This is a genomic window from Synechococcus sp. CS-603 (assembly GCF_977929215.1).
In genome coordinates this window covers 905,009-925,882 of record NZ_OZ376778.1, presented here as the reverse complement: position 1 = coordinate 925,882, position 20,874 = coordinate 905,009, and the positions used below count along the sequence as shown (strand labels likewise).

At 63.4% G+C, this 20,874-nt stretch carries 21 protein-coding genes and 1 riboswitch; of the genes, 8 read left to right on the top strand and 13 right to left on the bottom strand.

The window, feature by feature from the left end; translation table 11 throughout:
- Window positions 1–43 precede the first annotated feature (43 nt).
- From ACXMDM_RS04765 to psaC, 3 genes are all read right to left on the bottom strand, one after another.
- Window positions 44–1,330 (bottom strand): hemolysin family protein, encoded by a 1,287-nt coding sequence (locus tag ACXMDM_RS04765; protein ID WP_071802101.1) that lies wholly within the window; start codon window positions 1,328–1,330, stop codon window positions 44–46.
- Between the two features lie 29 nt (window positions 1,331–1,359).
- Window positions 1,360–3,285: a glutamine--fructose-6-phosphate transaminase (isomerizing) gene (glmS, locus tag ACXMDM_RS04760; RefSeq protein WP_071800805.1), complete on the bottom strand. Its 1,926-nt coding sequence runs from the start codon at window positions 3,283–3,285 to the stop codon at window positions 1,360–1,362.
- A 133-nt stretch (window positions 3,286–3,418) separates the two neighbouring features.
- Entirely contained in the window at window positions 3,419–3,664 is a 246-nt protein-coding gene (gene psaC / locus ACXMDM_RS04755; RefSeq protein WP_071800804.1) for a photosystem I iron-sulfur center protein PsaC, read from the bottom strand.
- Window positions 3,665–3,812: 148 nt separating this feature from the next.
- Here psaC and acpP point away from each other — a divergent pair, with 148 nt between their 5' ends.
- The 4 genes from acpP to ACXMDM_RS04735 all read left to right on the top strand — a co-directional run bounded on the left by acpP (window position 3,813) and on the right by ACXMDM_RS04735 (window position 8,628).
- A complete protein-coding gene (acpP, locus tag ACXMDM_RS04750) occupies window positions 3,813–4,055 on the top strand; it encodes an acyl carrier protein (RefSeq protein ID WP_071800803.1) in 243 nt (80 codons plus the stop codon).
- An 8-nt stretch (window positions 4,056–4,063) separates the two neighbouring features.
- Window positions 4,064–5,311 (top strand): beta-ketoacyl-ACP synthase II, encoded by a 1,248-nt coding sequence (fabF, locus tag ACXMDM_RS04745; protein WP_071802100.1) that lies wholly within the window; start codon window positions 4,064–4,066, stop codon window positions 5,309–5,311.
- A 52-nt stretch (window positions 5,312–5,363) separates the two neighbouring features.
- Complete coding sequence (gene tkt / locus ACXMDM_RS04740) at window positions 5,364–7,379, top strand: transketolase (RefSeq protein ID WP_071800802.1); 2,016 nt, start codon at window positions 5,364–5,366, stop codon at window positions 7,377–7,379.
- A gap of 157 nt (window positions 7,380–7,536) precedes the next feature.
- Window positions 7,537–8,628, top strand: coding sequence for a glycosyltransferase (locus ACXMDM_RS04735; protein WP_233830578.1), 1,092 nt, complete (start codon window positions 7,537–7,539; stop codon window positions 8,626–8,628).
- On the opposite strand, the gene ACXMDM_RS04730 is transcribed toward ACXMDM_RS04735, so the two are convergent.
- The gene (locus tag ACXMDM_RS04730) at window positions 8,557–8,769 is read right to left on the bottom strand and encodes a LysR family transcriptional regulator (protein ID WP_499570361.1); all 213 of its coding nucleotides are present in this window, start codon (window positions 8,767–8,769) and stop codon (window positions 8,557–8,559) included. The two genes, ACXMDM_RS04735 and ACXMDM_RS04730, sit on opposite strands and share 72 nt — an antisense overlap.
- Window positions 8,770–8,994: 225 nt before the next feature.
- Between ACXMDM_RS04730 and ACXMDM_RS04725 the strand changes: the two genes are divergently transcribed.
- Together ACXMDM_RS04725 and ACXMDM_RS04720 are read left to right on the top strand one after the other, a co-directional pair.
- Window positions 8,995–9,699 (top strand): SDR family oxidoreductase, encoded by a 705-nt coding sequence (locus ACXMDM_RS04725; protein ID WP_259723389.1) that lies wholly within the window; start codon window positions 8,995–8,997, stop codon window positions 9,697–9,699.
- 271 nt (window positions 9,700–9,970) lie between these two features.
- Entirely contained in the window at window positions 9,971–10,438 is a 468-nt protein-coding gene (locus ACXMDM_RS04720; protein ID WP_499570186.1) for a nuclear transport factor 2 family protein, read from the top strand.
- A 155-nt stretch (window positions 10,439–10,593) separates the two neighbouring features.
- On the opposite strand, the gene ACXMDM_RS04715 is transcribed toward ACXMDM_RS04720, so the two are convergent.
- From ACXMDM_RS04715 to ruvB, 8 genes are all read right to left on the bottom strand, one after another.
- Entirely contained in the window at window positions 10,594–11,802 is a 1,209-nt protein-coding gene (locus ACXMDM_RS04715) for a transporter substrate-binding domain-containing protein (RefSeq protein ID WP_222428266.1), read from the bottom strand.
- Complete coding sequence (locus ACXMDM_RS04710; protein WP_071800797.1) at window positions 11,771–12,292, bottom strand: GrpB family protein; 522 nt, start codon at window positions 12,290–12,292, stop codon at window positions 11,771–11,773. Before ACXMDM_RS04710 ends, ACXMDM_RS04715 begins: the two co-directional genes overlap by 32 nt.
- Before the next feature lie 512 nt (window positions 12,293–12,804).
- Complete coding sequence (gene thiC, locus ACXMDM_RS04705; protein WP_071802098.1) at window positions 12,805–14,190, bottom strand: phosphomethylpyrimidine synthase ThiC; 1,386 nt, start codon at window positions 14,188–14,190, stop codon at window positions 12,805–12,807.
- Window positions 14,191–14,284: 94 nt separating this feature from the next.
- Window positions 14,285–14,412: riboswitch (TPP riboswitch) on the bottom strand.
- 16 nt (window positions 14,413–14,428) lie between these two features.
- Entirely contained in the window at window positions 14,429–15,067 is a 639-nt protein-coding gene (locus ACXMDM_RS04700; RefSeq protein WP_071800796.1) for a HEAT repeat domain-containing protein, read from the bottom strand.
- 4 nt (window positions 15,068–15,071) lie between these two features.
- Window positions 15,072–15,335 (bottom strand): DUF3188 domain-containing protein, encoded by a 264-nt coding sequence (locus ACXMDM_RS04695; protein ID WP_071800795.1) that lies wholly within the window; start codon window positions 15,333–15,335, stop codon window positions 15,072–15,074.
- Window positions 15,332–16,594 (bottom strand): amidohydrolase, encoded by a 1,263-nt coding sequence (locus ACXMDM_RS04690; protein ID WP_083544470.1) that lies wholly within the window; start codon window positions 16,592–16,594, stop codon window positions 15,332–15,334. The genes ACXMDM_RS04695 and ACXMDM_RS04690 overlap by 4 nt, the downstream gene beginning before the upstream one ends.
- Window positions 16,591–17,334, bottom strand: coding sequence for a tetratricopeptide repeat protein (locus ACXMDM_RS04685; RefSeq protein ID WP_071800794.1), 744 nt, complete (start codon window positions 17,332–17,334; stop codon window positions 16,591–16,593). Before ACXMDM_RS04685 ends, ACXMDM_RS04690 begins: the two co-directional genes overlap by 4 nt.
- Window positions 17,334–18,422 (bottom strand): Holliday junction branch migration DNA helicase RuvB, encoded by a 1,089-nt coding sequence (gene ruvB / locus ACXMDM_RS04680; RefSeq protein ID WP_259723388.1) that lies wholly within the window; start codon window positions 18,420–18,422, stop codon window positions 17,334–17,336. Before ruvB ends, ACXMDM_RS04685 begins: the two co-directional genes overlap by 1 nt.
- Window positions 18,423–18,482: 60 nt before the next feature.
- On the opposite strand from ruvB, the gene smpB reads away from it, so the two are divergent.
- Window positions 18,483–18,980: an SsrA-binding protein SmpB gene (gene smpB, locus ACXMDM_RS04675; protein ID WP_071800792.1), complete on the top strand. Its 498-nt coding sequence runs from the start codon at window positions 18,483–18,485 to the stop codon at window positions 18,978–18,980.
- Window positions 18,981–19,013: 33 nt separating this feature from the next.
- The gene (locus ACXMDM_RS04670; protein WP_259723387.1) at window positions 19,014–20,012 is read left to right on the top strand and encodes a KpsF/GutQ family sugar-phosphate isomerase; all 999 of its coding nucleotides are present in this window, start codon (window positions 19,014–19,016) and stop codon (window positions 20,010–20,012) included.
- On the opposite strand, the gene kdsB is transcribed toward ACXMDM_RS04670, so the two are convergent.
- Window positions 19,993–20,838: a 3-deoxy-manno-octulosonate cytidylyltransferase gene (gene kdsB, locus ACXMDM_RS04665; RefSeq protein ID WP_399252848.1), complete on the bottom strand. Its 846-nt coding sequence runs from the start codon at window positions 20,836–20,838 to the stop codon at window positions 19,993–19,995. The two genes, ACXMDM_RS04670 and kdsB, sit on opposite strands and share 20 nt — an antisense overlap.
- Between the last annotated feature and the right edge of the window lie 36 nt (window positions 20,839–20,874).

Here is a 20,874-nt window from a genome sequence, read left to right as displayed (position 1 = left end):
TCAACGCGACCATCCTTCGACCTGAAGAGATCATTATCAATGATCAGGGATTGGGCTCGTGGGCCGTCTCTTCGGCAGCCCGGCGGGTGATCAGCACCCGCTCGATCCGGGGACCATCCATGGAGCTGATCTCGAAGTGATCGCCCTTCCAGCGCATGCTCTCGCCCCGGCTGGGAATGTGCTGCAAGCGCTCCAGCAGGAAGCCAGCCAGGGTGTGGTGCCCTTCGGCTTCGGGCAGGCGCAATCCCAGTTGACGGTTGAGCTCGACGACCTCGAGATCCCCAGCCACCAGCCAGCTGTCGGCATCGATCTGCTGGAGATCGGCCACGCCTGACTGACTGTTGTCCTCATCGCCGACGATCTCACCGGTGAGATCGGCCACCGTGACCAGGCCCTCGGTGCCTCCATGTTCATCCACCACCAGCAGCAGCGGCTGACCGCTGCGGATCAGGGGCAGCAGCTCAGCCAAGGAGGTCGTTTCCTGCACGCTCGTCACCGGTGAGATGAAGGGGGCCAGCCGGGTGGTTCCCTGCAGCAGGCCCCGGGCGATTGGTTCGGCCAACCGGCGCAGATCGAGCAGGCCGCGGACATCGTCGAGGGAGTCACCGATCACTGGAAAGCGGGCGTGATGGGTGGCATGGACGGCATCCATCATCTCGGCGAAGCAGGCATCGAGCGGCAGGGTGACCATGCCGGAACGGGGCACCATCACCTCGCGCACCGGTGTGTCGCGCAGGGAGAACACCCCTTCAAGAATGTTGCGTTCATCGGGCATCAAGCCGGTCACGCTGTTGGATTCGATCAGGGTTTCGAGCTCCCCGGCTGAGAGGCCCGGCACCAGGGCGTCCCAGTGGCGCGGCAGCCCCAGCAGCTTCAGCAGGCCATCGGCCAGGCGTTCAAGCAGCGAGAGCAGGGGCGAGAGGGTGCGGTTCGCCGACTCCAGCACCGGTGCCAGGCGCAGGGCCGACACCTCCGGGTTGTGCATCACCCAGGCTTTGGGTAACAAGCCGCCCAGCAGGGTGGCCAGGCAGACCAGACCCAGAAACACCAATACATCGATCCAGGGCCGCCCAGTCTGGGGATCCAGGCGGACGGCCAGCCCACGGCCGGCCCAGCCCAGGGCCACCAGGGCCAGGGCGGCCCCCAGCTGGGTGGAGAGCAAGGCCCGCCGCAGACGCTTCTGCAGCCGGTCGACCGCGGCGGCACCGGGATGGCCTTCAGCAGCCAGCACCTGAACCCGGCTCGGGCGCAGCCGGATCATGGCGAACTCAGCGGCGGCGAAGAAGGCCAGCAGGGCGATCAACGCGGCGAGAAGCGCGAACAGACGCATCAAAAGCTGCGGGGACAGGGGGAAGACGGTCACTCCACGGTGACGCTCTTGGCCAGGTTGCGCGGCTGATCGACATCAAGACCGCGATGGGCCGCGATGTGATAGCTCAACAATTGCATCGGAATCACCGTCAGCAGAGGCGAGAGCAGCTCGTCAACCGCAGGCACCGGCAGCAAGACATCGAACAGCTCGGTGTCAGGTCCGGGCGGCGCCACACCGATCAGCTGGGCATCGCGGGCCTTGGCCTCCTGGGCATTGGAGAGCACCTTGTCGAAGACGCTGCCGGGCATCGCGATCGACACCACCGGCACCCGGGAATCGAGCAGGGCGATCGGTCCGTGTTTCATTTCGCCGGCTGGGTACCCCTCCGCATGGATGTAGCTGATCTCCTTGAGTTTGAGGGCCCCCTCCAGGGCAATGGGGTAGTTGATGCCACGGCCCAGGAAAATCACATCCTGGGTATCGGCAAACAAATGGGCCAGCTCGGCGCAGCGGCGGTCGTGATCGGCCACCAGCGCCTTGATCTGGGCGGGCAGGGCCCGCAGCCCACACGCCAGGGCGCGCAGGTCGTCAGAACTGCGGCTGCTGCGCCGCTCGGCGAACGAGAGGGCAAGGCCGTAGAAAGCCAACAGCTGGCCCAGGAAGGTCTTGGTGGCGGCCACCCCCACCTCGATGCCGCAGCCGATATCAAGGATGTGCGGCACCAGCCGACCAAGGGAGCTTTCGACCCGGTTGGTGATGCCCAGCTGGTTGGAGGCGAAAGCGGGGTCAGCGATCAAGGCGCGTCGATCGCGCTCCATCAGCAGAGCGGCAAGCGTGTCGGCCGTTTCTCCTGACTGGGTGACCCCGATCGTGAGCGTGTGGGCCATCAGGGGAGTGGGGGCATAGCGGAACTCGCTGGCGTGGAACACGCTGGTGGGAATGCCGGCCAGCTGCTCGAGCAGGTAGGCGCCCACCAGGGCGGCATGGCGGCTGGTGCCGCAGGCCAGGATCTGGATCCGCTCGACCCGATCGAACACCTGATCGGCCAGGGGCAGGGCCACCAGGGACGGGAGCCCGGCGACGCCGCCAGATTCCGGCAGGTGACGGGCCACCCAGAGCGCCGCCGTTTCGGCCTGCTCGTGGATCTCCTTGTGCATGAAGTGGCGAAAGCTGCGCTTGTCCGCCACGTGTTCGGTGCCCGTCAGCAGGCTGGGGCTGCGCTGCACCCGCTCACCGGCCTGGTTGTAGAGCTCGATGCCCAGCGGCGTCAGCAGGCCCACTTCGCCGTCCTCCATCGGCAGGATCGTGCGGGTGAAGCCGGCCAGGGCGGGGGTGTCACTGGCGCAGAGGAACTCCCCTTCACCCAGACCGATCAGCAACGGTGCCTGACGCCGTGCCACCAGCAGGACACCAGGGCATTCGGCCCAGACCACAGCCAGGGCGTAGGCCCCCTGCAGGAGGGGTAAAACGTGCTGCACCGCTTCGAGCAACAGGCCGGCGCTGGCAGTTCCACCGGCGGCGTCAAGCTCCCCAAGGCGCTGGGCGATCAGGTGAGGAATGACTTCCGTATCGGTCTCGGAGCGGAAAACAACACCCCGGGCCTGCAGCTGCTCACGCAGCTGGCGGTGATTCTCGATGATGCCGTTCTGGACCACGGCCAGCCGCTTGGCCCCATCGAGATGGGGGTGGGCATTGCGTTCCTCAGGCTTGCCATGGGTGGCCCAGCGCGTATGGCCGATGCCGCACTGCCCGCCAGCGCCGAGCTGGTCGAAGCGGAGCTGCAGGTTGACCAACTTGCCCTCGGCCCGCAGACAGGTGAGCGCGCCGGCAGGACTGCCGAGGCCTCCTGGCGCGAGGGCCTCGACCGTGGCGAGCCCGGCGGAGTCATAGCCCCGATACTCGAGTTGACGAAGGCCTTCGAGCAACAGGGGGGCAGCCTCCCTGGAACCGATCACCGCGACGATGCCACACATGGCCGATGGGCCGGAATTGGGCTGTTTCTAAAGGATTGACCGGCGCCTGACCCAATCGGACAGCAGAAGGGCAGAACTCACAACCAAAAAAAAACCCGGCCGAAGCCGGGTGGTCTGCAGGACGGAGCCGGACTCAGTAGGAGAGGCCCATGCTGCGGCTGGTCTCGTCACCGAGATAGACGCGAACACTGAGGAAGTCAGTGGGGCACGCTGTCTCACAGCGCTTGCAACCGATGCAGTCTTCGGTGCGCGGTGACGAAGCGATCTGGGACGCTTTGCAGCCATCCCAGGGGACCATCTCAAGGACATCGAGAGGGCAGGCCCGGACGCACTGGGTGCAACCGATGCAGGTGTCGTAGATCTTGACGGAATGGGACATGCCCTGCCTGGTAGCGAACGTCGTGGGGTCAAAGTACCCACAGCGAACGGTCCGCTGGGCAAGCCGTCGCCGGGCCGTCACCCTTTTTCATATCGGCCAAGGCCTGAGACAGGGCGACCCGTAGGATGCGGCCTCTCACTCATCGGTCATGTCACAGGAAGCGATCTTCGAGAAAGTGCGCTCGATCGTTGCCGAGCAACTCAGCGTCGACGCCGCTGAAGTGAAGCCCGAATCGAATTTCCAGAACGATCTCGGCGCCGACTCTCTCGACACCGTCGAGCTGGTCATGGCCTTGGAAGAAGCCTTTGACATCGAGATTCCCGATGAATCCGCCGAAGGCATCACCACCGTTGGTGATGCCGTGACGTACATCCAGGACAAGCAGGCCTGAGGTTGTTGATGGTGGAGGGTCTCCGCCGCGTCGTCGTCACAGGGCTGGGCGCGGTCACACCGATCGGCAACACCATTTCCCAATATTGGGAAGGGTTGAGCACGGGTCGTAACGGCGTCGGGCCGATCACACTGTTTGATGCGTCCCGCCATGCCTGCCGGCTGGCGGCCGAGGTCAAGGACTTTGATCCCAGCGGCAGTATCGAGCGCAAAGAGGCCAAGCGCTGGGATCGCTTCTGCCAGTTCGCCGTGGTGGCTGCCAAGCAGGCGGTGGCCCAGGCGGGTCTGGCGATCAAAGAGGCGCGGCCCGAGCGGGTGGGCGTGGCCATCGGCTCCGGCGTGGGTGGGCTGCTGATGATGGAAACCCAGGCCCATGTGCTGGCTGATCGGGGGCCCGATCGGGTCAGCCCGTTCTGCGTGCCGATGATGATTCCCAACATGGCGGCTGGTCTGACCGCCATCGCCATCGGCGCCAAGGGACCGAGCACGGCAGCTTCCACCGCCTGTGCCGCCGGCTCCAACGCCATCGGCGATGCCTATCGCCTGATCCAGCTCGGCCTGGCCGATGCCATGGTTTGCGGCGGAGCCGAATCGGCGATCACCCCCCTGGGGGTGGCCGGTTTCGCCAGTGCCAAGGCCCTCTCCTGCCGCAATGACGATCCCGCCACGGCCAGCCGCCCGTTTGATGCGGAGCGCAATGGCTTCGTGATCGGCGAAGGGGCCGGCGTGGTGGTGCTTGAAAGCCTCGAGCACGCCCGCTCCCGCGGCGCCACCATCCTCGCGGAGGTCGTCGGCTACGGCATGACCTGCGATGCCCATCACATCACTTCGCCCTCACCGGGTGGCGTCGGCGGCGCCGAAGCCATGCGGCTGGCCCTGGCCGATGCCCGGCTGGAAGCGGAACAGGTGGATTACGTGAATGCCCACGGCACCAGCACCCAGGCCAACGACAGCAACGAAACCTCAGCCATCAAGTCGGCCCTCGGGGAGCACGCCAGAACCATTCCAGTGAGTTCCACCAAATCGATGACCGGCCATCTGCTGGGCGGCAGCGGCGGCATTGAAGCCGTTGCCGCCGTGATGGCGATCGAGCACAACCTGGTGCCTCCTACGATCAATTACCACAATCCCGATCCGGCCTGTGATCTGGATGTCGTTCCCAACAAGGCACGGGAACTCAAATTGAATGTCGTGCTCTCCAACTCCTTTGGGTTCGGCGGTCACAATGTTTGCCTCGCCTTCCGCCGGATGAGCTGAACCTCCGTTCCGCTCCCCAGAGGAACCCCTCCCCACCCCTTCTGCCATCGCCATGGTCGCCGCCCCCTCCGTGGACACCCTGTCCATCGACACTCTCTGCATCAACAGCATCCGCTTTCTGGCGATTGATGCGGTCAACAAGGCCAATTCCGGCCACCCAGGGCTGCCCATGGGCGCCGCACCGATGGCCTATGCCCTCTGGGACAAGGTGCTCAGCCACAACCCGGAGAACCCGAAATGGTTCAACCGTGATCGCTTCGTGCTCTCAGCCGGCCACGGCTGCATGTTGCTCTATTCCCTTCTCCATCTGACCGGCTACAAGAGCGTCGGCCTCGAAGACCTCAAGCAATTCCGGCAGTGGGGCTCCAAGACGCCGGGCCACCCGGAAACCTTCGAGACCCCGGGCGTTGAGGTCACCACCGGCCCGCTCGGTCAGGGCATCGCCAACGCGGTGGGCCTGGCGATCGCCGAAGCCCACATGGCCGCCAAGTTCAACCGGCCTGGGGTCGATCTGGTCGACCACTTCACCTACGTGATCATGGGTGACGGCTGCCATCAGGAGGGCATCTCCAGTGAGGCCGCCTCCCTGGCCGGCCACCTGGGCCTGGGCAAGCTGATCGCCCTCTACGACGACAACCACATCACCATCGATGGCGACACCGGTGTGTCCTTCACCGAGGACGTGCTCAAGCGCTACGAGGCCTACGGCTGGCACGTGCAGCACGTGGCCGATGGCAACGCTGACGACGTGGCCGCCATCACCCAGGCGATCGAAGCCGCCAAGGCCGTCACCGACAGGCCCAGCCTGATCAAGGTGACCACCACGATCGGCTACGGCTCACCCAACAAGGCCAACACCGCCGGCGTGCACGGCGCCGCACTCGGGGCCGATGAGGCCGAGCTCACCCGCACGGCGCTGGAGTGGAGCTACGGCAACTTCGAGGTGCCCCAGCCGGCCTACGACCACTGGCGCGAAGCAATCAGCCGCGGGCAGGCCGCCGAAGCCGAGTGGACCGCCACCCTGGCCACCTACCGCAGCCAGTACCCAGCTGAAGCGGCCGAGTTCGAGAGGATGCTGCGCGGTGAGCTGCCCCAGGGCTGGGAAGCGACGCTGCCGTCCTTCACCCCAGCTGACAAGGGCCTGGCCACCCGCCAGTACTCCTACAACTGCCTGAATGCGATCGCCCCCAGCCTGCCCGAGCTGATCGGCGGCTCCGCCGACCTCACCCACTCCAACCTGACCGACATCAAGGGAGAGGCCAGCTTCCAGAAGGGCGGTGAAGCCAACCGCTATCTGCACTTCGGTGTGCGCGAGCACGCCATGGCGGCGATCCTCAACGGCATCGCGTACCACGGCAGTGGCTTGATCCCCTATGGCGGCACCTTCCTGGTCTTCGCCGGTTACATGGTGGGCGCCATGCGCCTCTCGGCCCTCTCCGAACTCGGGGTGATCTACGTGCTCACCCACGATTCGATCGGCCTCGGCGAAGACGGCCCCACCCACCAGCCGGTTGAGACGCTCGCCTCGCTGCGCTCGATCCCCAACCTGCTGGTGATCCGCCCCGGCGACGGCAATGAAACCAGTGGTGCTTACGAAGTGGCGATCAGCAACCGCAAGCGCCCCACCGTGCTGGCCCTCAGCCGCCAGGCCATGGCTAACCAGGCGAACAGCTCAGCGGCCCAGGTGGCCAAAGGGGCTTACGTCCTCGAAGACTGCGATGGCACACCGGAGCTGATCCTGATCGGCTCAGGCACCGAACTGGATCTCTGCGTCAAGGCGGCCCAGCAGCTGAGCGCCGAGGGCAGGAAAGTGCGGGTGGTCTCGATCCCCTGCGTCGAGCTGTTTGAGGAGCAGGACGCCTCTTATCGCGAGTCGGTGCTGCCGGCCGCCGTGCGTAAACGCGTGGTGGTGGAAGCTTCCGGCTCCTTCGGCTGGCACAAGTACAGCGGCTTCGACGGTGCGACCGTCTCGATCGATCGCTTCGGTGCCTCGGCCCCTGGCGCTGTCTGCCTCGAGAAGTTCGGCTTCACCGTGGCCAACGTGGTCGCCACGGCCAAGGCTCTTTGAGCGTTGAGTCGTTGATTGTCAATCCATTGAGTGTCAACTCGTTGAGGGTCAACGGCTTGAATGTGGCCTCGTTGGAGCAAAAGGCGTCCGGGCGGAATCCTCAGGATTCTTCCCGGCGTCGTTGCGGGAAACGCAAAGGCGTCACGGGAATCTGAGCGTGGAGCGACTGTCCATCGTGCTCCCCACCTACAACGAACTCGACAACGTTGAGCGGATCCTCCATCAGCTATTGCCGCTCCAGCAACGGTTCATCCTCGAGATCCTGTTTGTTGATGATGATTCAGCCGATGGCACGGCGGATCGCGTCAGGGAGCTGGCCCATCAGCAGGCTTGCGTTCGCCTGATCCGCAGGGTGGGACGCGGGGGGCTGGCCAGCGCGATCAAAGAGGGCATTCTCGACTCCACCGGTGATGTGGTGGTCGTCATGGACAGCGACGGCCAGCATGAGCCCACTGCAATCGAAACGGCTGTGCGCCAACTGATCGACAGTGGCTGCGATCTGGTGATCGGCAGTCGTTTCCATCGCGAGGCCGCCATCGTTGGCCTCAGCAGCCAACGGACCCTCCATTCCACCTGGGCCAATGGCATGGCCCGCTTCAGCTTGCCCCGCTATCGCCGTTTGAGCGATTACATGAGTGGCTTTTTCGCCCTCAGGCCGGAGCGCACGATTCCTTTGGTGCGGCGGGTGGATGTGAATGGTTTCAAGTTCCTCTACGAGTTGCTGGCTATCAGCGACGGGCAGCTGAACGTGAGCGAAATTCCCTTGAATTTCCAGGCCCGGATCACCGGAGATTCGAAGCTGGATCTGGCCATCGTCTGGGATCTCGGCATCTCGATCCTGCACACCCTGTTGTTGCGGGCCATTCCGCGCCGTGCCATCAGCTTTGCGCTGGTGGGCGCCACAGGCGTGGTCATTCAACTTCTAGTCGTACAGGCCCTGATGGGCCTGGTTTCGTTGCGTTTTGACCAGGCCCTGCCGGTGGCGGTGCTCACAGCGGCCACCACCAACTACCTGATCAACAATGCCCTCACCTTCCGCTTTCAACGGCAGAAGGGAGCGGCCCTGCTGCGGGGCCTGCTGAAGTTTCTCTTGGTGGCCTCCTTGCCGGTCCTGGCGAACGTGGGTGTGGCTTCGGCCTTTTACAGCCACGTTTCAGCAGACCGGCTCTGGGCCCAGCTAGCCGGAATCCTGGTGGTCTTTGTCTGGAACTATGCGGCCTCCTCGCGCTTCGTCTGGAACACCCCCTGAAACGAACGAGCGAAACAGGCCAGCATAATAACGTTGGCCAAGTTCGGTTGGATGGGTATGGCGGGTCGAACGATGCAGCAATCGCACGTTGAGATGCTGCTCCAGGGCCGCTATCTTGCGACTGAGCGAGGATGGCTCCATCTGCATCTGCTCTGCTGCCTGCTTGAAACTTCCTGCTTCAACCACCTGGACAAACAGCTGCTGAAGGCTCGGCATGCTTATTGCTCTCATCGCAATATATAATTGCAATTTTACCCACTACCCATAGTTTCGTCAACTCGGTAGGGTTCTGTAGTCTGCAGACCTCCCCACCGATTCCACAGGGGCGATCACTGCGGGCGATCCTCAATCTTCCAGGAGTCAGCCATGCCCAGCGATAACTTGAATCAAAAAGTGGTGCTTGTTGCCGGTGGCGCCAAGAATCTTGGCGGACTGATCAGTCGCGATCTTGCCCGCAAAGGGGCCAATCTTGTTGTTCACTACCACAGCCCATCGGCCGAACAAGAAGCTGAGCAAACCGTGCAGGCCATTGGAGAACTCGGCCGGGAGGCGATAGCCGTCCAAGGCGATCTGACAAAGCCAGAGAATGTCAGCCTGCTCTTCAAGAAGGCAAAGGAGCGCTTTGGTCGCATTGATATCGCCATTAACACCGTAGGCAAAGTGTTGCGCAAGCCAATCCTGGAAACAAGCGAAGACGAGTTTGACTCGATGTTTGATATCAATGCAAAGACAGCCTATTTCTTTATCAAAGAAGCGGGCAAGCATCTCCACGACAATGGAAAAATCATCTCGCTGGTGACGTCTCTCCTGGCGGCCTTTACCGATGGTTACTCCACCTATGCGGGCGGCAAGGCCCCGGTGGAGCACTTCACCCGCGCGGCCGCCAAGGAATTTTCATCCCGTGGCCTCTCGGTGACAGCCATCGGACCAGGCCCGATGGATACACCCTTCTTCTATGGTCAGGAAACACCTGAGCGGGTGGCCTTTCACAAATCCCAGGGGATGGGCAACCAACTCACCCAGATTGAAGATATTGTTCCGATTGTGAGATTTCTGGCAACCGAGGGCTGATGGATTACCGGGCAGACGATTTTCGCCAATGGTGGCTACACAACACGTTAAATTGCAAGTTCTGGCACTGCAGCGGAGTAGCAGAGGCTCAAGCCAGGGAGCAGAATACCCTTCACTACTCCCTGTTGATCCGATTCCCTAAACCATCCGTGCAGAAAGCATGCAGAACTTCGTGAACAGGGCCATTTTTGGGGCCATACATTCAAGCTGGAAATGGCTTACTGTATCCATCAGAAGTAGAACGAACCGTTCTCCCTTGCAGTGGCTCAGGTTGAAAAACCCCGGCGGATTGGCGTCGCCGTTTGCCGCTGTCATGGTTTTTGCCATCCTGCCGCAATGCGCAACCTCTCAGGCACCTGCCGAGAATCCAAGGCCAGTGGCGGCATCTGAGCTGGCCCAAGCTCCCGCTACAGCTCCGGCCAACAATCCCAAGAGTGTTGTTGACTCCTTGATGGCGGCCATGGCTGCCAATGATGGGGAGAAGATTCGCTCTCTGTTTGCCGCTAACGCCTCCCAGGCCTATGGCAATGGAACAGCGAAATCAGGAGAGGCCTTCTTTCGCTGGCTTGATAGCGACATCATCCAACGCAACGGCCGTGTGGAGAACGCTCAACTCACAGCCAGCGGAAACGAGGTTGTTGCAACAGGCCAGTATCAAAGCAATGGCTACAGCAGCCAAGCCGATTTCCTATTCACCGTGGAGGATGGGCGCATCACAAGTTGGCGCATGCGCTATTGAGCAACTACGTCCACAGGAAGGATTGCGTCCATTGACCGATTCCTAATGGCCTAGGAAAGGTAGATTGATGCACAGATCAGCCTTGGAATGATGTGGCGTGCTGGGCCGTGCTTCTGAAGCTCTACCGCAAACGGAGCCACGGTTCCCCTCAGGGCCTATCTCCCGAAGTAATCTGCGCGTAGTTTCTCTATCAAGTCATTTTCTTTGCCTTCGAGCAGCTCGAGGGTCACAGCCTCGGTGAGGGGATTACCAGGATTAAGCGCAAATCCATATTTATCGGGTTCAAATATTGGGCCCACAACTTCGACAGCTGAATTAGGATTATTATGCTGATAGTATTCAAGAACAGGTGCATCAGCAACAATGGCCGCAACATCTTTTTTTCGTAACGATGCCACTGCGGACTCGATGCTTGGAAAGGCTTGAAACATCATCCCGACTTCACGCACATAGTCTTCTGCTGTGCTTCCAGAGAAAACCCCAATCGTCTTACCGGGAAGATCACTTAAGTTGCTGATCTGATTGTTCAAGGAAAGCATTGTCATAACGCTTGTAACCGAAGCGGTGATATAGGAAAGAACGGCAACTCCACACATCAGCCACGCGGCCGCCCAAATACGTCCAAGCCAACCAGTCAAACTCTTGCGACGAGCAGGCTTTCCTGATGTTGCCACCGACATCACGGTATAGAAACTTTCGGCAATTCCATCGCGCCAACGCTTTGGAAAATCCGGATCAAATCTCCGATCAAACAACGTAACCGCCAGAGTTGCACCCAGTATAATAATAGCCAGCCAAGCGTAAGCACCAAAGTGCCCAGAATCCATCAGCCCCGCGATCACTGCTCTGATGTCAACGCCTTGGTCAGCACGAACCATGATTCGCAGACCGGCATCAAACCATGGTTGAGTGAAATCGATGCGCTCTTCACGCGCCTTGGTAATCGTGAGATTCGTTACTGCAATATCAATATCACTCGCTGCTGTGGCATCGACAAGCTCCCGGAATGTTTGATAAGAACGATAGTTGCTTTGTAAGTTCAGATCTTTTGCGATATCTTCCCAAAGCTCAATCGCCAAGCCGGAATATTGCCCGTCATCAACCATTACGAAAGGAGGGCTGAGAGAAACCCCGACATCAACAATCCGCTCCGGACCAGTCTTTTCCTGGGCATGAAGGGTCGTTGTCGTTTGGCAAGCAACGATTAAGACAACAACCAGCAGGAGGCCCCGAAGGAAGCGTTGCAGGCGATAGGAGCGAGAGCTCACTGTATTTTGATCAGCACTACTAACTGTTTCTCTCATTAATAATGATCTCCTTTGGTTTGGAGTTTCAGGCCGGTCCAATGCTGCATCTTGATGCAAGAACAGCTTGAATGAACGGTGCTTTGGCCTGAGAATAGGCTTCGCGGTCAGACCTGAATCTACTCGCCAGCTCAACTTTCAGGTTGGCGTAGGCAGAAGAAAGTATTTTGTCTTGTCGCAAGATGTCTCTGAAGGCCAATCGCTCCAACCACAATAAGCTGTTGTACGGAACAAGATACAGATGATGGGTACGCCGCTCGGGTGAAGGCTTGCAAAACCAGAGCATTTGCTCAAGCTTGTAGGGATAGTGAACATAACCCGCCTCCACAGCCACAGCGGTGGCTGCACGAGACCGACCGAGCGATTCCACTGGAGCCATGATGTCGATGGTTGGCTTGGCTGACATACCAGCAACGGCAGTGCTGCCTACATGCTCAATTTCACCAATCAGCCAAGGCTCTAGGACAGCGCGAAGCAGTTTCCGCTCCTCAAGAAATGCAGTAGTCCATCCAGAGTTATAGGGAACAATCTCGATCTCGGCATCAAGCATGGCGTTGACCGAATGGGAACTCTTTACCGCTGCAACAGGACGACTCTTCCCATGGCTCTTCCTTGGTGTAAGCAATCTGATCACATCGGCTTTCGCCGCCGAAGAAGATTCCGAAGTTGCAATCCCTTTACCGTCTTCGCTAAATTGACAATGTCAGCGCCAGCCATTTTTACCGATTCACATCGCACCAAGGTCAAGCTATCGAATAGTTTATAAATTTGAGTGAATGAATACCGGCAACGGGCCTTGCGAGAAGAAGGAGTTTGGAATATTTTAGTATCTATATCTGCCGTTCGGCCAACCCCATCTTGGCCACACAGGCTTACGCACCTACCTGGGTTGAGTTTTGAAGAAGCGCAGCGTACTGTTCTTTGCGGTTATGCGTCTTCTATCGATCCATCATCCTCATCTACCTGAAGGGGAGTAAAGCGGCAGGGATAAGGGAGCAAGAGCCGCCCAAACCCCACCAAGTTCAGATCAATAGGGAGGAGTGAATCCCCGCCTCTAGAACATCACACAACCGCAACTGCTTTGGACTGCTCCTGGGCCTTCAGCACGTCTTCCAATCCGGCCAGATCCTCATCGGTGATCTTGGTCTGCATCGGGCAGTGCTTGGGGCCGCACATTGAGCAGAATTCGGCTTCTTTGTAGATGTCGGCCGGCAGGGTTTCGTCGTGGTATTCGCGGGCGCGTTCGGGATCGAGCGAGAGATCGAACTGCTTGTTCCAGTCGAAAGCGTAGCGGGCGCGGCTGAGTTCGTCGTCGCGGTCGCGGGCGCCCGGGCGGTGGCGGGCGAGGTCGGCGGCGTGGGCGGCGATCTTGTAGGCGATCAGGCCCTCGCGCACGTCTTCGGCGTTGGGCAGGCCCAGGTGTTCCTTGGGGGTCACGTAGCAGAGCATCGCCGTGCCGTGCCAGCCCGCCAGCGCCGCGCCGATGGCGCTGGTGATGTGGTCGTAGCCGGGGGCGATGTCGGTGACCAGCGGACCCAACACATAGAAGGGAGCTTCGCTGCACTCCTCCATCTGCTTTTTGACGTTGAACTCGATCTGGTCCATCGGCACGTGGCCCGGACCTTCCACCATCACCTGGATGTCGTGCTCCCAGGCGCGGCGGGTGAGCTGGCCGAGGGTTTTCAGCTCAGCAAACTGGGCGGCATCAGAAGCATCGTGCTGGCAGCCGGGACGCAGCGAATCACCCAGCGAAAAACTGCAGTCGTAGCGCTTGAAGATCTCGATGATGTCATCGAAGCGCGTGAACAGCGGGTTCTGCTTGTGGTGATACAGCATCCACTGGGCCAGGATGCCGCCGCCGCGGCTCACAATGCCGGTGAGGCGCCCCTTCACCAGCGGCAGGTGCTCGATCAGCAGGCCGGCATGGATGGTCTGGTAATCAACTCCCTGCTGGCAGTGCTTCTCGATGATGTGCAGGAAATCATCGGCGTCGAGCTTCTCGATCGAGCCGTGCACACTCTCGAGCGCCTGATATACCGGCACGGTGCCGATCGGCACGCTGGAGGCATTGATGATCGCCGTGCGCACCTCATCGAGGTTGACGCCGCCGGTGGAGAGGTCCATCACCGTGTCGGCGCCATATTTCACGGCCAGGCGCAGCTTGGCCACCTCTTCATCAAGGTCGGAAGCGTTGGGGGAAGCGCCGATGTTGGCATTCACCTTGCACCTCGACGCGATGCCGATCGCCATCGGCTCCAGGTTGGGGTGATTGATATTGGCCGGGATGATCATGCGGCCCCGGGCCACCTCCTCCATCACCAGTGATTCGGGTAGGTTCTCGCGCTTAGCCACGAAGGCCATCTCTTCGGTCACCACGCCCTGACGGGCGTAATGCATCTGCGACACGTTGGCGTCACCACGACGCTTCTCAATCCAGGCGCTGCGCATGATCGACTCGAAAAAGGGGCGTTCGGACCGGGGGCCGCTGGGAGGCGAGGGCACAACTCCGGATCCGGACGCCACCGGGGCCGATCGGCCTGCGGTTGCATTCGGGACACTTCCCTGCGCCGGCATGACCCGGATCAGGTTCGGAGGGTGTGATCTCAGCCGGGGCGTGAAGCGCTCTTCTTGTGGGAAGTGTGCTCGGGCCCGGCACCCCTAGTGACTGGCCAAACCTAGCAAGATTTCAGGATTGCAGTCCGTTCAGGGCCGCGGCCACCACCCGGTGGTCTCCGTCCTGCTGCAGACCCCGCAACAACGCGCGGGCCGCTTCTGCCCAGGCCGGCGATGCCGGCGCGGCCTGCGCGGCTGAGTCGCGCACCAGTCGAGAGAGGATTTCAGCGCCGCCCACCCGCACGGTGCCGTCAGCATCGGCGATCGCCATCTCCGAGAGCTCCAACAGAGCCTCCGGATCAATCTGCGGTTGCTCAGCCAGGGCGGAGAGGATGCTGCAGCGCACCAACCACTCGCCATCACGGGCGAAGGCATCGCGCAGCAAGGGCCAGGCCCGCTCGACGCCGTAACTGGCCAGGGCATTGGCCGCTTCGGCCCGCACGTTCGCGTCCTGATCCTCACTGAGGGCCGTGATCAGAACCTGCCAGGCTTCTTCGTTGCGCTTGATACCCAGGCCAGCACAACTCATCGAACGCACGATGAAGGGCTCCTGCTCCAGGCCGAGCAGGAGTAGGGGAACGGCCTGCTCAGGCTCAAATCGCCGCAGGTCCACCAGGGCCGGCATGGCCCGAACCGGGTCGCCGGAGAGGATCGCCTGGCGCAGGGCCTCCAGATCGCCTGGAGAATCAGAATCCGATCGAGGTTGAACCATGCCTTCACCCTCCCATGGAAACGGGTGGATTGGGGTGCGGCGGTGGCGACGCCAACGGCTGGCCACGGAGGGCCTCCACCAGCCTGCGGCGCCGGCGAGACCTCCGCAGACGACTGGTGACCATCAGGCCAGAACCGATCACCAGGGCGGGAACAGCCTGGAGACGCTGGCTGCCGTGGCGCGCCAACAGACTGATCATCGCCAACAGGATCAACAGGGGCGCCGCCAGGGCCAGCAGGGGACGAATCGCCGGCAGAGGGGATCTCAACCCTGCCGCTCCATCCAAAGCAGCAGGCTGAGGGCGAGCACCTTCACCCCCACCGCCAGCGAGCGTTCATCGGGATTGAAGCTGCCGTTGTGGAGCGGGGCGCATCCCTGAGCTCCGGCCACCCCCAGACGGAACATCGTGCCGGGAGCGGCCCGAAGCAGTTCGGCGAAATCCTCCGCCCCCAGGGAGGGCTGCTCCAGCCGGATCACCTGCTCGGCTCCAAGCAGCGTCACGGCCGCCTCTTCCACCAGGCCCGTGAGGGCGGGGTCGTTGTGAACGGGTGGTGCAATGCAGCGGTAGCGCACCTTGGCCTCACCGCCGTAGCCGCGGCAGATGGCCTGGACGGTGTCTTCGATCCAGCCCGGCAGCTGGGCGTGCACGGTGGTGTCGAGACAGCGAACGGTTCCGAGCAGGCGCACGTGGTCGGCGATCACATTGAAGGCCTTGCCCCCCTCGATCCGCCCGAAGCTGACCACCACCGGCTGAAGGGCGTCGAGGCGGCGGCTGATCGCCTCCTGCAGGCCGCTCACCACCCGCGCCGCAATCCAGATCGCATCGATCGACTGGTGGGGTCTGGCGCCATGGCCGCCTTCGCCCAGCACCTCCACCTCCAGCTCGCCAGCTGCGGCCGTGAGGCTGCCGCTGCGCACCCCGATGCTGCCCACCTCCAGGCTTGGAAACACATGCAGGCCGAACAGGGCTTGCACCCCCTCCATGGCGCCATCGGCCAGCATCCAGGCGGCTCCTGTGGCGATTTCCTCGGCGGGCTGAAACAACAGCCGCACCCGGGCCTTGAGCTCTCCGGCAAAGGGAGCCAGCAGCCGGGCCACCCCGAGCCCCACGCTGGTGTGTAGGTCATGGCCGCAGGCGTGCATCAGACCCTGCTGGCAGGAGGCAAAGGCCAGACCCGTGCGCTCTTCCACCGGCAGGGCATCCATATCCACGCGCAAGGCCACCAGCGGCGCCCCCACGGGGCCCAGCTCGGCCACCACGCCGGTCCGGCCCACACCCTCACGCACCGTCCAGCCGAGCTGCCGCAACTCCCCGGCCACCAGGGCCGCCGTCTGATATTCAGCCCCGCTCAGCTCCGGGTGGGCATGGAGATGGCGGCGCAAACCAATCAGGTCCGGCAGGGCCTGCTCCAGGGCCTGCTCCAGGCCAAAGCGCTCGAGAATCTCCGCCGGCCGCAGGCGGGCCGCCGCGGAGCCTGGCGAGGCAGAAGAAGCGGGGAAGGCAGCAGACGTGGCAGCGGGAATCATCGGCTCGCCAGGTTCAGAAAATCTTCAAGGGCGCTCACGGGTTTCGGAGGCCAGCGGCGAATAGCCGCTAACCATTCTGGCTGGCGGTAGCGCGGGTCGAGGCCTGAGGCCGCCGCCCAGTTGCTTTCCGCCTCCCCTGAGGCCCCGCGCAACCAGAGCAGGGCAGTAAGCCCTGCCCGGGCATCGGCAAACAGCGGATAGCGACGGATCAGCTTGCGGAACTCCGCTTCCGCCCCGGCCAGATCACCCTGCTGGAAGGCCGCCAGCGCGGCGCTGGAGCGGGCCATCGGGAACCCGGGCCGGGCGGCGGCGGCCGCCTCAAAGCAACGGCCGGCCTCTTCCCACTGCTGCAGCGATCCCTGCACATTGCCCAGGTTGTAGAGGGCGGAGGCCTCAGCGGGATCACGGGCCAGGACCCAGCGGTAATCGGCTTCCGCCAGCTCCCACTGGCCGAGGGCCTCCTCGGCGATGCCGCGGTTGAGATGGGGATCGAGGCTGCCTGGCTCCAGCTCCATCGCTTTGGCCTGATCGGCGATAGCCGCTTCAGGGCGGCCAAGCGCCAACTGCACGTTGCCGCGGTTGCTCCAGGCCGAAGCGTCGTTGGGGGCCTGCTCCAGCACCCGATCCCAGAGCGGCAGTGCGTCGCCGAAGCGGCCCTCGCGGCTGGCGTTCAGGGCCTGATCGAACAGCTGGGGAAAGGCCAGCTGGGTGGTGAGCAGCAAGGCCAGCAGCCAGCCCATCAGGCCGCCTCCGGCCAGCCGAGATGCTGGCGCGCCGCCGGCGTGGCCACCCGACCACGGGGGGTGCGCAGCAGAAAGCCCAGTTGCAACAAATAGGGTTCCACCACCGTTTCCAGGGTGATCGGATCCTCGCCAAGCCCGGCAGCCAGGGTGTCGAGGCCCACCGGCCCGCCGCCATAGCCCGTGAGCAGCAGCTCCAGCAGGCGCCGGTCGCTGGCATCAAGGCCCCGGTCGTCGACCCGATGCAGGCTGAGCGCTTCGGCCACCAAGGCCGGCCCGATGCGGGGTTGGCCGCGCACGCTGGCCACATCGCGCACCCGGCGCAACAGGCGATTGGCGATACGCGGCGTGCCGCGGCAACGGCGGGCCACCTCGGCGGCGGCCTCGGCGTCCAGCTCCAGATTGAGCAGGCCGGCGGCCCGCTCCACGATCGCCTGGAGATCGGCGAGACCATAGAACTCCAGCCGCTGGATCAGGCCGAAGCGGTCACGCAGCGGTGAGCTCAAGGCGCCGGCCCTGGTGGTGGCTCCCACCAGGGTGAACGGCGCCACAGGCACCGAGCGGGTGCGGGCGGTGCTGCCGCGGCCAACGGTGAGATCAAGGCGGTAGTCCTCCATGGCCGGATAGAGCAGCTCCTCGGCCACCCGGTTGAGCCGGTGGATCTCATCGATGAACAGCAGCTCATGGGGCTGCAGGTTGATCAGCAGGCCGACGATGTCGCGGGGGCGCTCCAGGGCCGGCGCACTGGTGATGCGGCAGCGCACCCCCAACTCCTCGGCGATCACCAGGGCCATGGTGGTTTTGCCGAGGCCAGGGGGCCCGTAGAGCAGCACGTGGTCGAGGGCCTCGCCGCGGTTGCGGGTGGCTTCCACGGCGATGCCGAGCACTTCCTTGAGTTCCCGCTGGCCGATGTAATCCGCCAGCCGCCGCGGCCGCAGGCGGTCTTCCCGGTTGGGCAGCGGCGCCTCAGCTTCCCCTTCCTGGAGGGGCTGGCCACGGGGATCGAGCAAGCGCGCCGCCGCTGCAGCGGGCGGGCGGGCAGGTGGCTGAACTCCACCGCGCCCGGCTCCGGAGGAAACGATCGCCATGGGCTCGACAGTAGGCAGGCCGGAGGCTGTTTAGGGTCAAGGCCTGCGCCGGTGAGGGAGATGGCCAAGGGAGGAGGCAAGAAAGCCGCCAAGGCGGCCCGGGATGCCGCCAACCGCCTGCTGGCCGACAACCGCTTCGCCCGCCATCAGTACGAAATCCTCGAGACCATCGAAACCGGCCTGGAGCTGGTGGGAACGGAGGTGAAATCAATCCGGGCCGGCAAGGCCAACCTGCGCGATGGCTTCTGCCTGATCCGCAGCGGCGAGCTGCAGCTGCACAACGTGCACATCTCCCCCCACAGCCACGCCAGCGCCTACTACAACCACGAGCCGCTGCGCACCCGCAAATTGCTGGCCCACCGCCGCGAGATCGACAAACTGCGCATCGCCCTCGACCAGAAAGGCCTCACCTTGATCCCGCTCAACCTCCACCTCAAGGGATCGTGGATCAAGCTCACCATCGGGCTGGCCAAGGGCCGCAAGCTGCACGACAAGCGCCAGGACGAGCGTCGCAAGGATGCCGACCGGGAAGTGCGCTCAGCCATGGCCAGGCTTTAGCCATACAGTCGCGGCGGAGGAGGTGGGGCCTGGATGTCTGCACTGACGCGCTGCTTGAACGAGGAAGCGGCGGCGATCGCGGCGGCGGCCACGCGGCTGGAGGCAAGCCAGGTGGATGCGGCCCTGGATCTGCTGGAGCGCTGCGCCGACCAGCGGGCCAAGTTGGTGATCACCGGCGTGGGCAAAAGCGGGATCGTGGCGCGCAAGATCGCCGCCACTTTCTCCTCGATCGGGCTGATGGCGCTCTACCTCAATCCGCTCGATGCCCTGCACGGTGACCTCGGCGTCGTTGCCCCTGAAGATGTGGTGTTGCTGCTCTCGAATAGCGGCGAAACCCAGGAACTGATCGAAATCCTGCCCCACCTGCGCCGGCGTGGTACGGCCCGAATCGCCCTGGTGGGCCGGTTGCACTCAAGCCTGGCCCGCGGCTGTGAGGTGGTGCTCGACGGCGGCGTCGATCGCGAGGCCTGCCCGCTCAATCTCGCCCCCACCACCAGCACGGCCGTGGCCATGGCGATCGGTGACGCCTTAGCGGCGGTGTGGATGGAGCGGCGGGGGATCTCTCCGGCTGACTTCGCCATGAACCACCCAGCCGGTGCGCTCGGCAAGCAGCTCACCCTCACGGTGGGCGATCTGATGGTGCCGGCCGAGCGGCTCCATCCCGTGGCCGAATCGGCCAGCCTCCAGGCCGTGATCGCCCTGCTCACCCGCGATGGCGCCGGGGCCTGCTGGGTGCGCAAGAGCGGGCCGGGCGAACGGCTGGCTGGCCTGATCACCGACGGCGACCTGCGTCGGGCCCTGGAGCAGCATCCGGCCACGGCCTGGGCCGAGCTGCAGGCCACCGCACTGATGACCGCCGACCCGATCACCGTGACAGCGGATCTGCTGGCGGTTTCCGCCCTGGAGCGCATGGAGCGCAACCGCCGCAAACCGATCGGCGTGTTGCCGGTTTTAGGGAAGGAGGGAATGGTGGTAGGCCTGTTGCGGCTGCATGATCTGGTGCAGGCGGGTCTCAGCCCAACGGCGCGCTGAGGGCCAGGGCCCGGGCCTGCTCCAGTTGCTCGGCGGTGTCCACCGAGAGGAAATCGCCGGCCACAGGGAAGGTGCCCACGGGGATGCCGGCCTCGATCAGACGCAGCTGCTCAAGCTTCTCGATCTGCTCTAAGGGCGAGGCGGGCAGACCAGGCCATCGCGTCAGCACATCGGCCCGATAGCCATAGATGCCCACGTGGCCCCAGTAGGGGGCGTGCTGGGGCCACTCGGCAGGCTCGACACCGCGCACGTGGGGGATGGCCGAGCGGGAGAAGTAAAGGGCGCGGCCGTCCGCCGCCAACAGGGTTTTCACCACATTCGGGTTATGAACCTTCTCCGCCGCCATCCGGTACACCGGGGTGAGCACGGCAGGGGCTGGTGTGATGGCGCTGAAGGCCTCCGCCATCGCGTCGATCACCGCCGGATCAATGAAGGGCTGATCTCCCTGGACGTTGATGATCACCGTGCGAGCGGGATCCGGCGGATCCGACTGCGGCCCGGCGCTGGCTTCTGCGGCCAGGGCCATGAGCGCCTCCACCACAGACGCGAGGCGGTCGCTGCCAGAGCTGCAGGAGGCCGCTGTCATCAGCACGGGGAAGCCCCAGGCGCCTGCCTCCCGTCGCAGCAGGTCGCTGTCGGTGCAGAGCACCACCGCCGCGGCTCGGCGGGACTGCCGGCAGCACTCCAACACCCGCCGCAGCATCGGCTTGCCGCCGATGTCGGCCATCACCTTGTTCGGCAGCCGCGACGACTCCAGCCGGGCCGGCACTGCCACCAGGCAGCGCCAAGGGGACACGGCCTCCTGCTGCAGGTCCGCCTGGTTCACCGCTGGGTCCTGGTTGCTGCCGCGGAGCCTATCGCC

What these genes read in the sequence shown, in the direction of transcription:
- ACXMDM_RS04765 (WP_071802101.1), bottom strand. Translation starts at nt 1,330, where the DNA reads ATGCGTCTGTTCGCGCTTCTCGCCGCGTTGATCGCCCTGCTGGCCTTC.
- glmS (WP_071800805.1), bottom strand. Translation starts at nt 3,285, where the DNA reads ATGTGTGGCATCGTCGCGGTGATCGGTTCCAGGGAGGCTGCCCCCCTG.
- psaC (WP_071800804.1), bottom strand. Translation starts at nt 3,664, where the DNA reads ATGTCCCATTCCGTCAAGATCTACGACACCTGCATCGGTTGCACCCAG.
- acpP (WP_071800803.1), top strand. Translation starts at nt 3,813, where the DNA reads ATGTCACAGGAAGCGATCTTCGAGAAAGTGCGCTCGATCGTTGCCGAG.
- fabF (WP_071802100.1), top strand. Translation starts at nt 4,064, where the DNA reads ATGGTGGAGGGTCTCCGCCGCGTCGTCGTCACAGGGCTGGGCGCGGTC.
- tkt (WP_071800802.1), top strand. Translation starts at nt 5,364, where the DNA reads ATGGTCGCCGCCCCCTCCGTGGACACCCTGTCCATCGACACTCTCTGC.
- ACXMDM_RS04730 (WP_499570361.1), bottom strand. Translation starts at nt 8,769, where the DNA reads ATGGAGCCATCCTCGCTCAGTCGCAAGATAGCGGCCCTGGAGCAGCAT.
- ACXMDM_RS04725 (WP_259723389.1), top strand. Translation starts at nt 8,995, where the DNA reads ATGCCCAGCGATAACTTGAATCAAAAAGTGGTGCTTGTTGCCGGTGGC.
- ACXMDM_RS04710 (WP_071800797.1), bottom strand. Translation starts at nt 12,292, where the DNA reads ATGCTTGATGCCGAGATCGAGATTGTTCCCTATAACTCTGGATGGACT.
- thiC (WP_071802098.1), bottom strand. Translation starts at nt 14,190, where the DNA reads ATGCGCAGCGCCTGGATTGAGAAGCGTCGTGGTGACGCCAACGTGTCG.
- ACXMDM_RS04700 (WP_071800796.1), bottom strand. Translation starts at nt 15,067, where the DNA reads ATGGTTCAACCTCGATCGGATTCTGATTCTCCAGGCGATCTGGAGGCC.
- ACXMDM_RS04690 (WP_083544470.1), bottom strand. Translation starts at nt 16,594, where the DNA reads ATGATTCCCGCTGCCACGTCTGCTGCCTTCCCCGCTTCTTCTGCCTCG.
- ACXMDM_RS04685 (WP_071800794.1), bottom strand. Translation starts at nt 17,334, where the DNA reads ATGGGCTGGCTGCTGGCCTTGCTGCTCACCACCCAGCTGGCCTTTCCC.
- ruvB (WP_259723388.1), bottom strand. Translation starts at nt 18,422, where the DNA reads ATGGCGATCGTTTCCTCCGGAGCCGGGCGCGGTGGAGTTCAGCCACCT.
- smpB (WP_071800792.1), top strand. Translation starts at nt 18,483, where the DNA reads ATGGCCAAGGGAGGAGGCAAGAAAGCCGCCAAGGCGGCCCGGGATGCC.
- ACXMDM_RS04670 (WP_259723387.1), top strand. Translation starts at nt 19,014, where the DNA reads ATGTCTGCACTGACGCGCTGCTTGAACGAGGAAGCGGCGGCGATCGCG.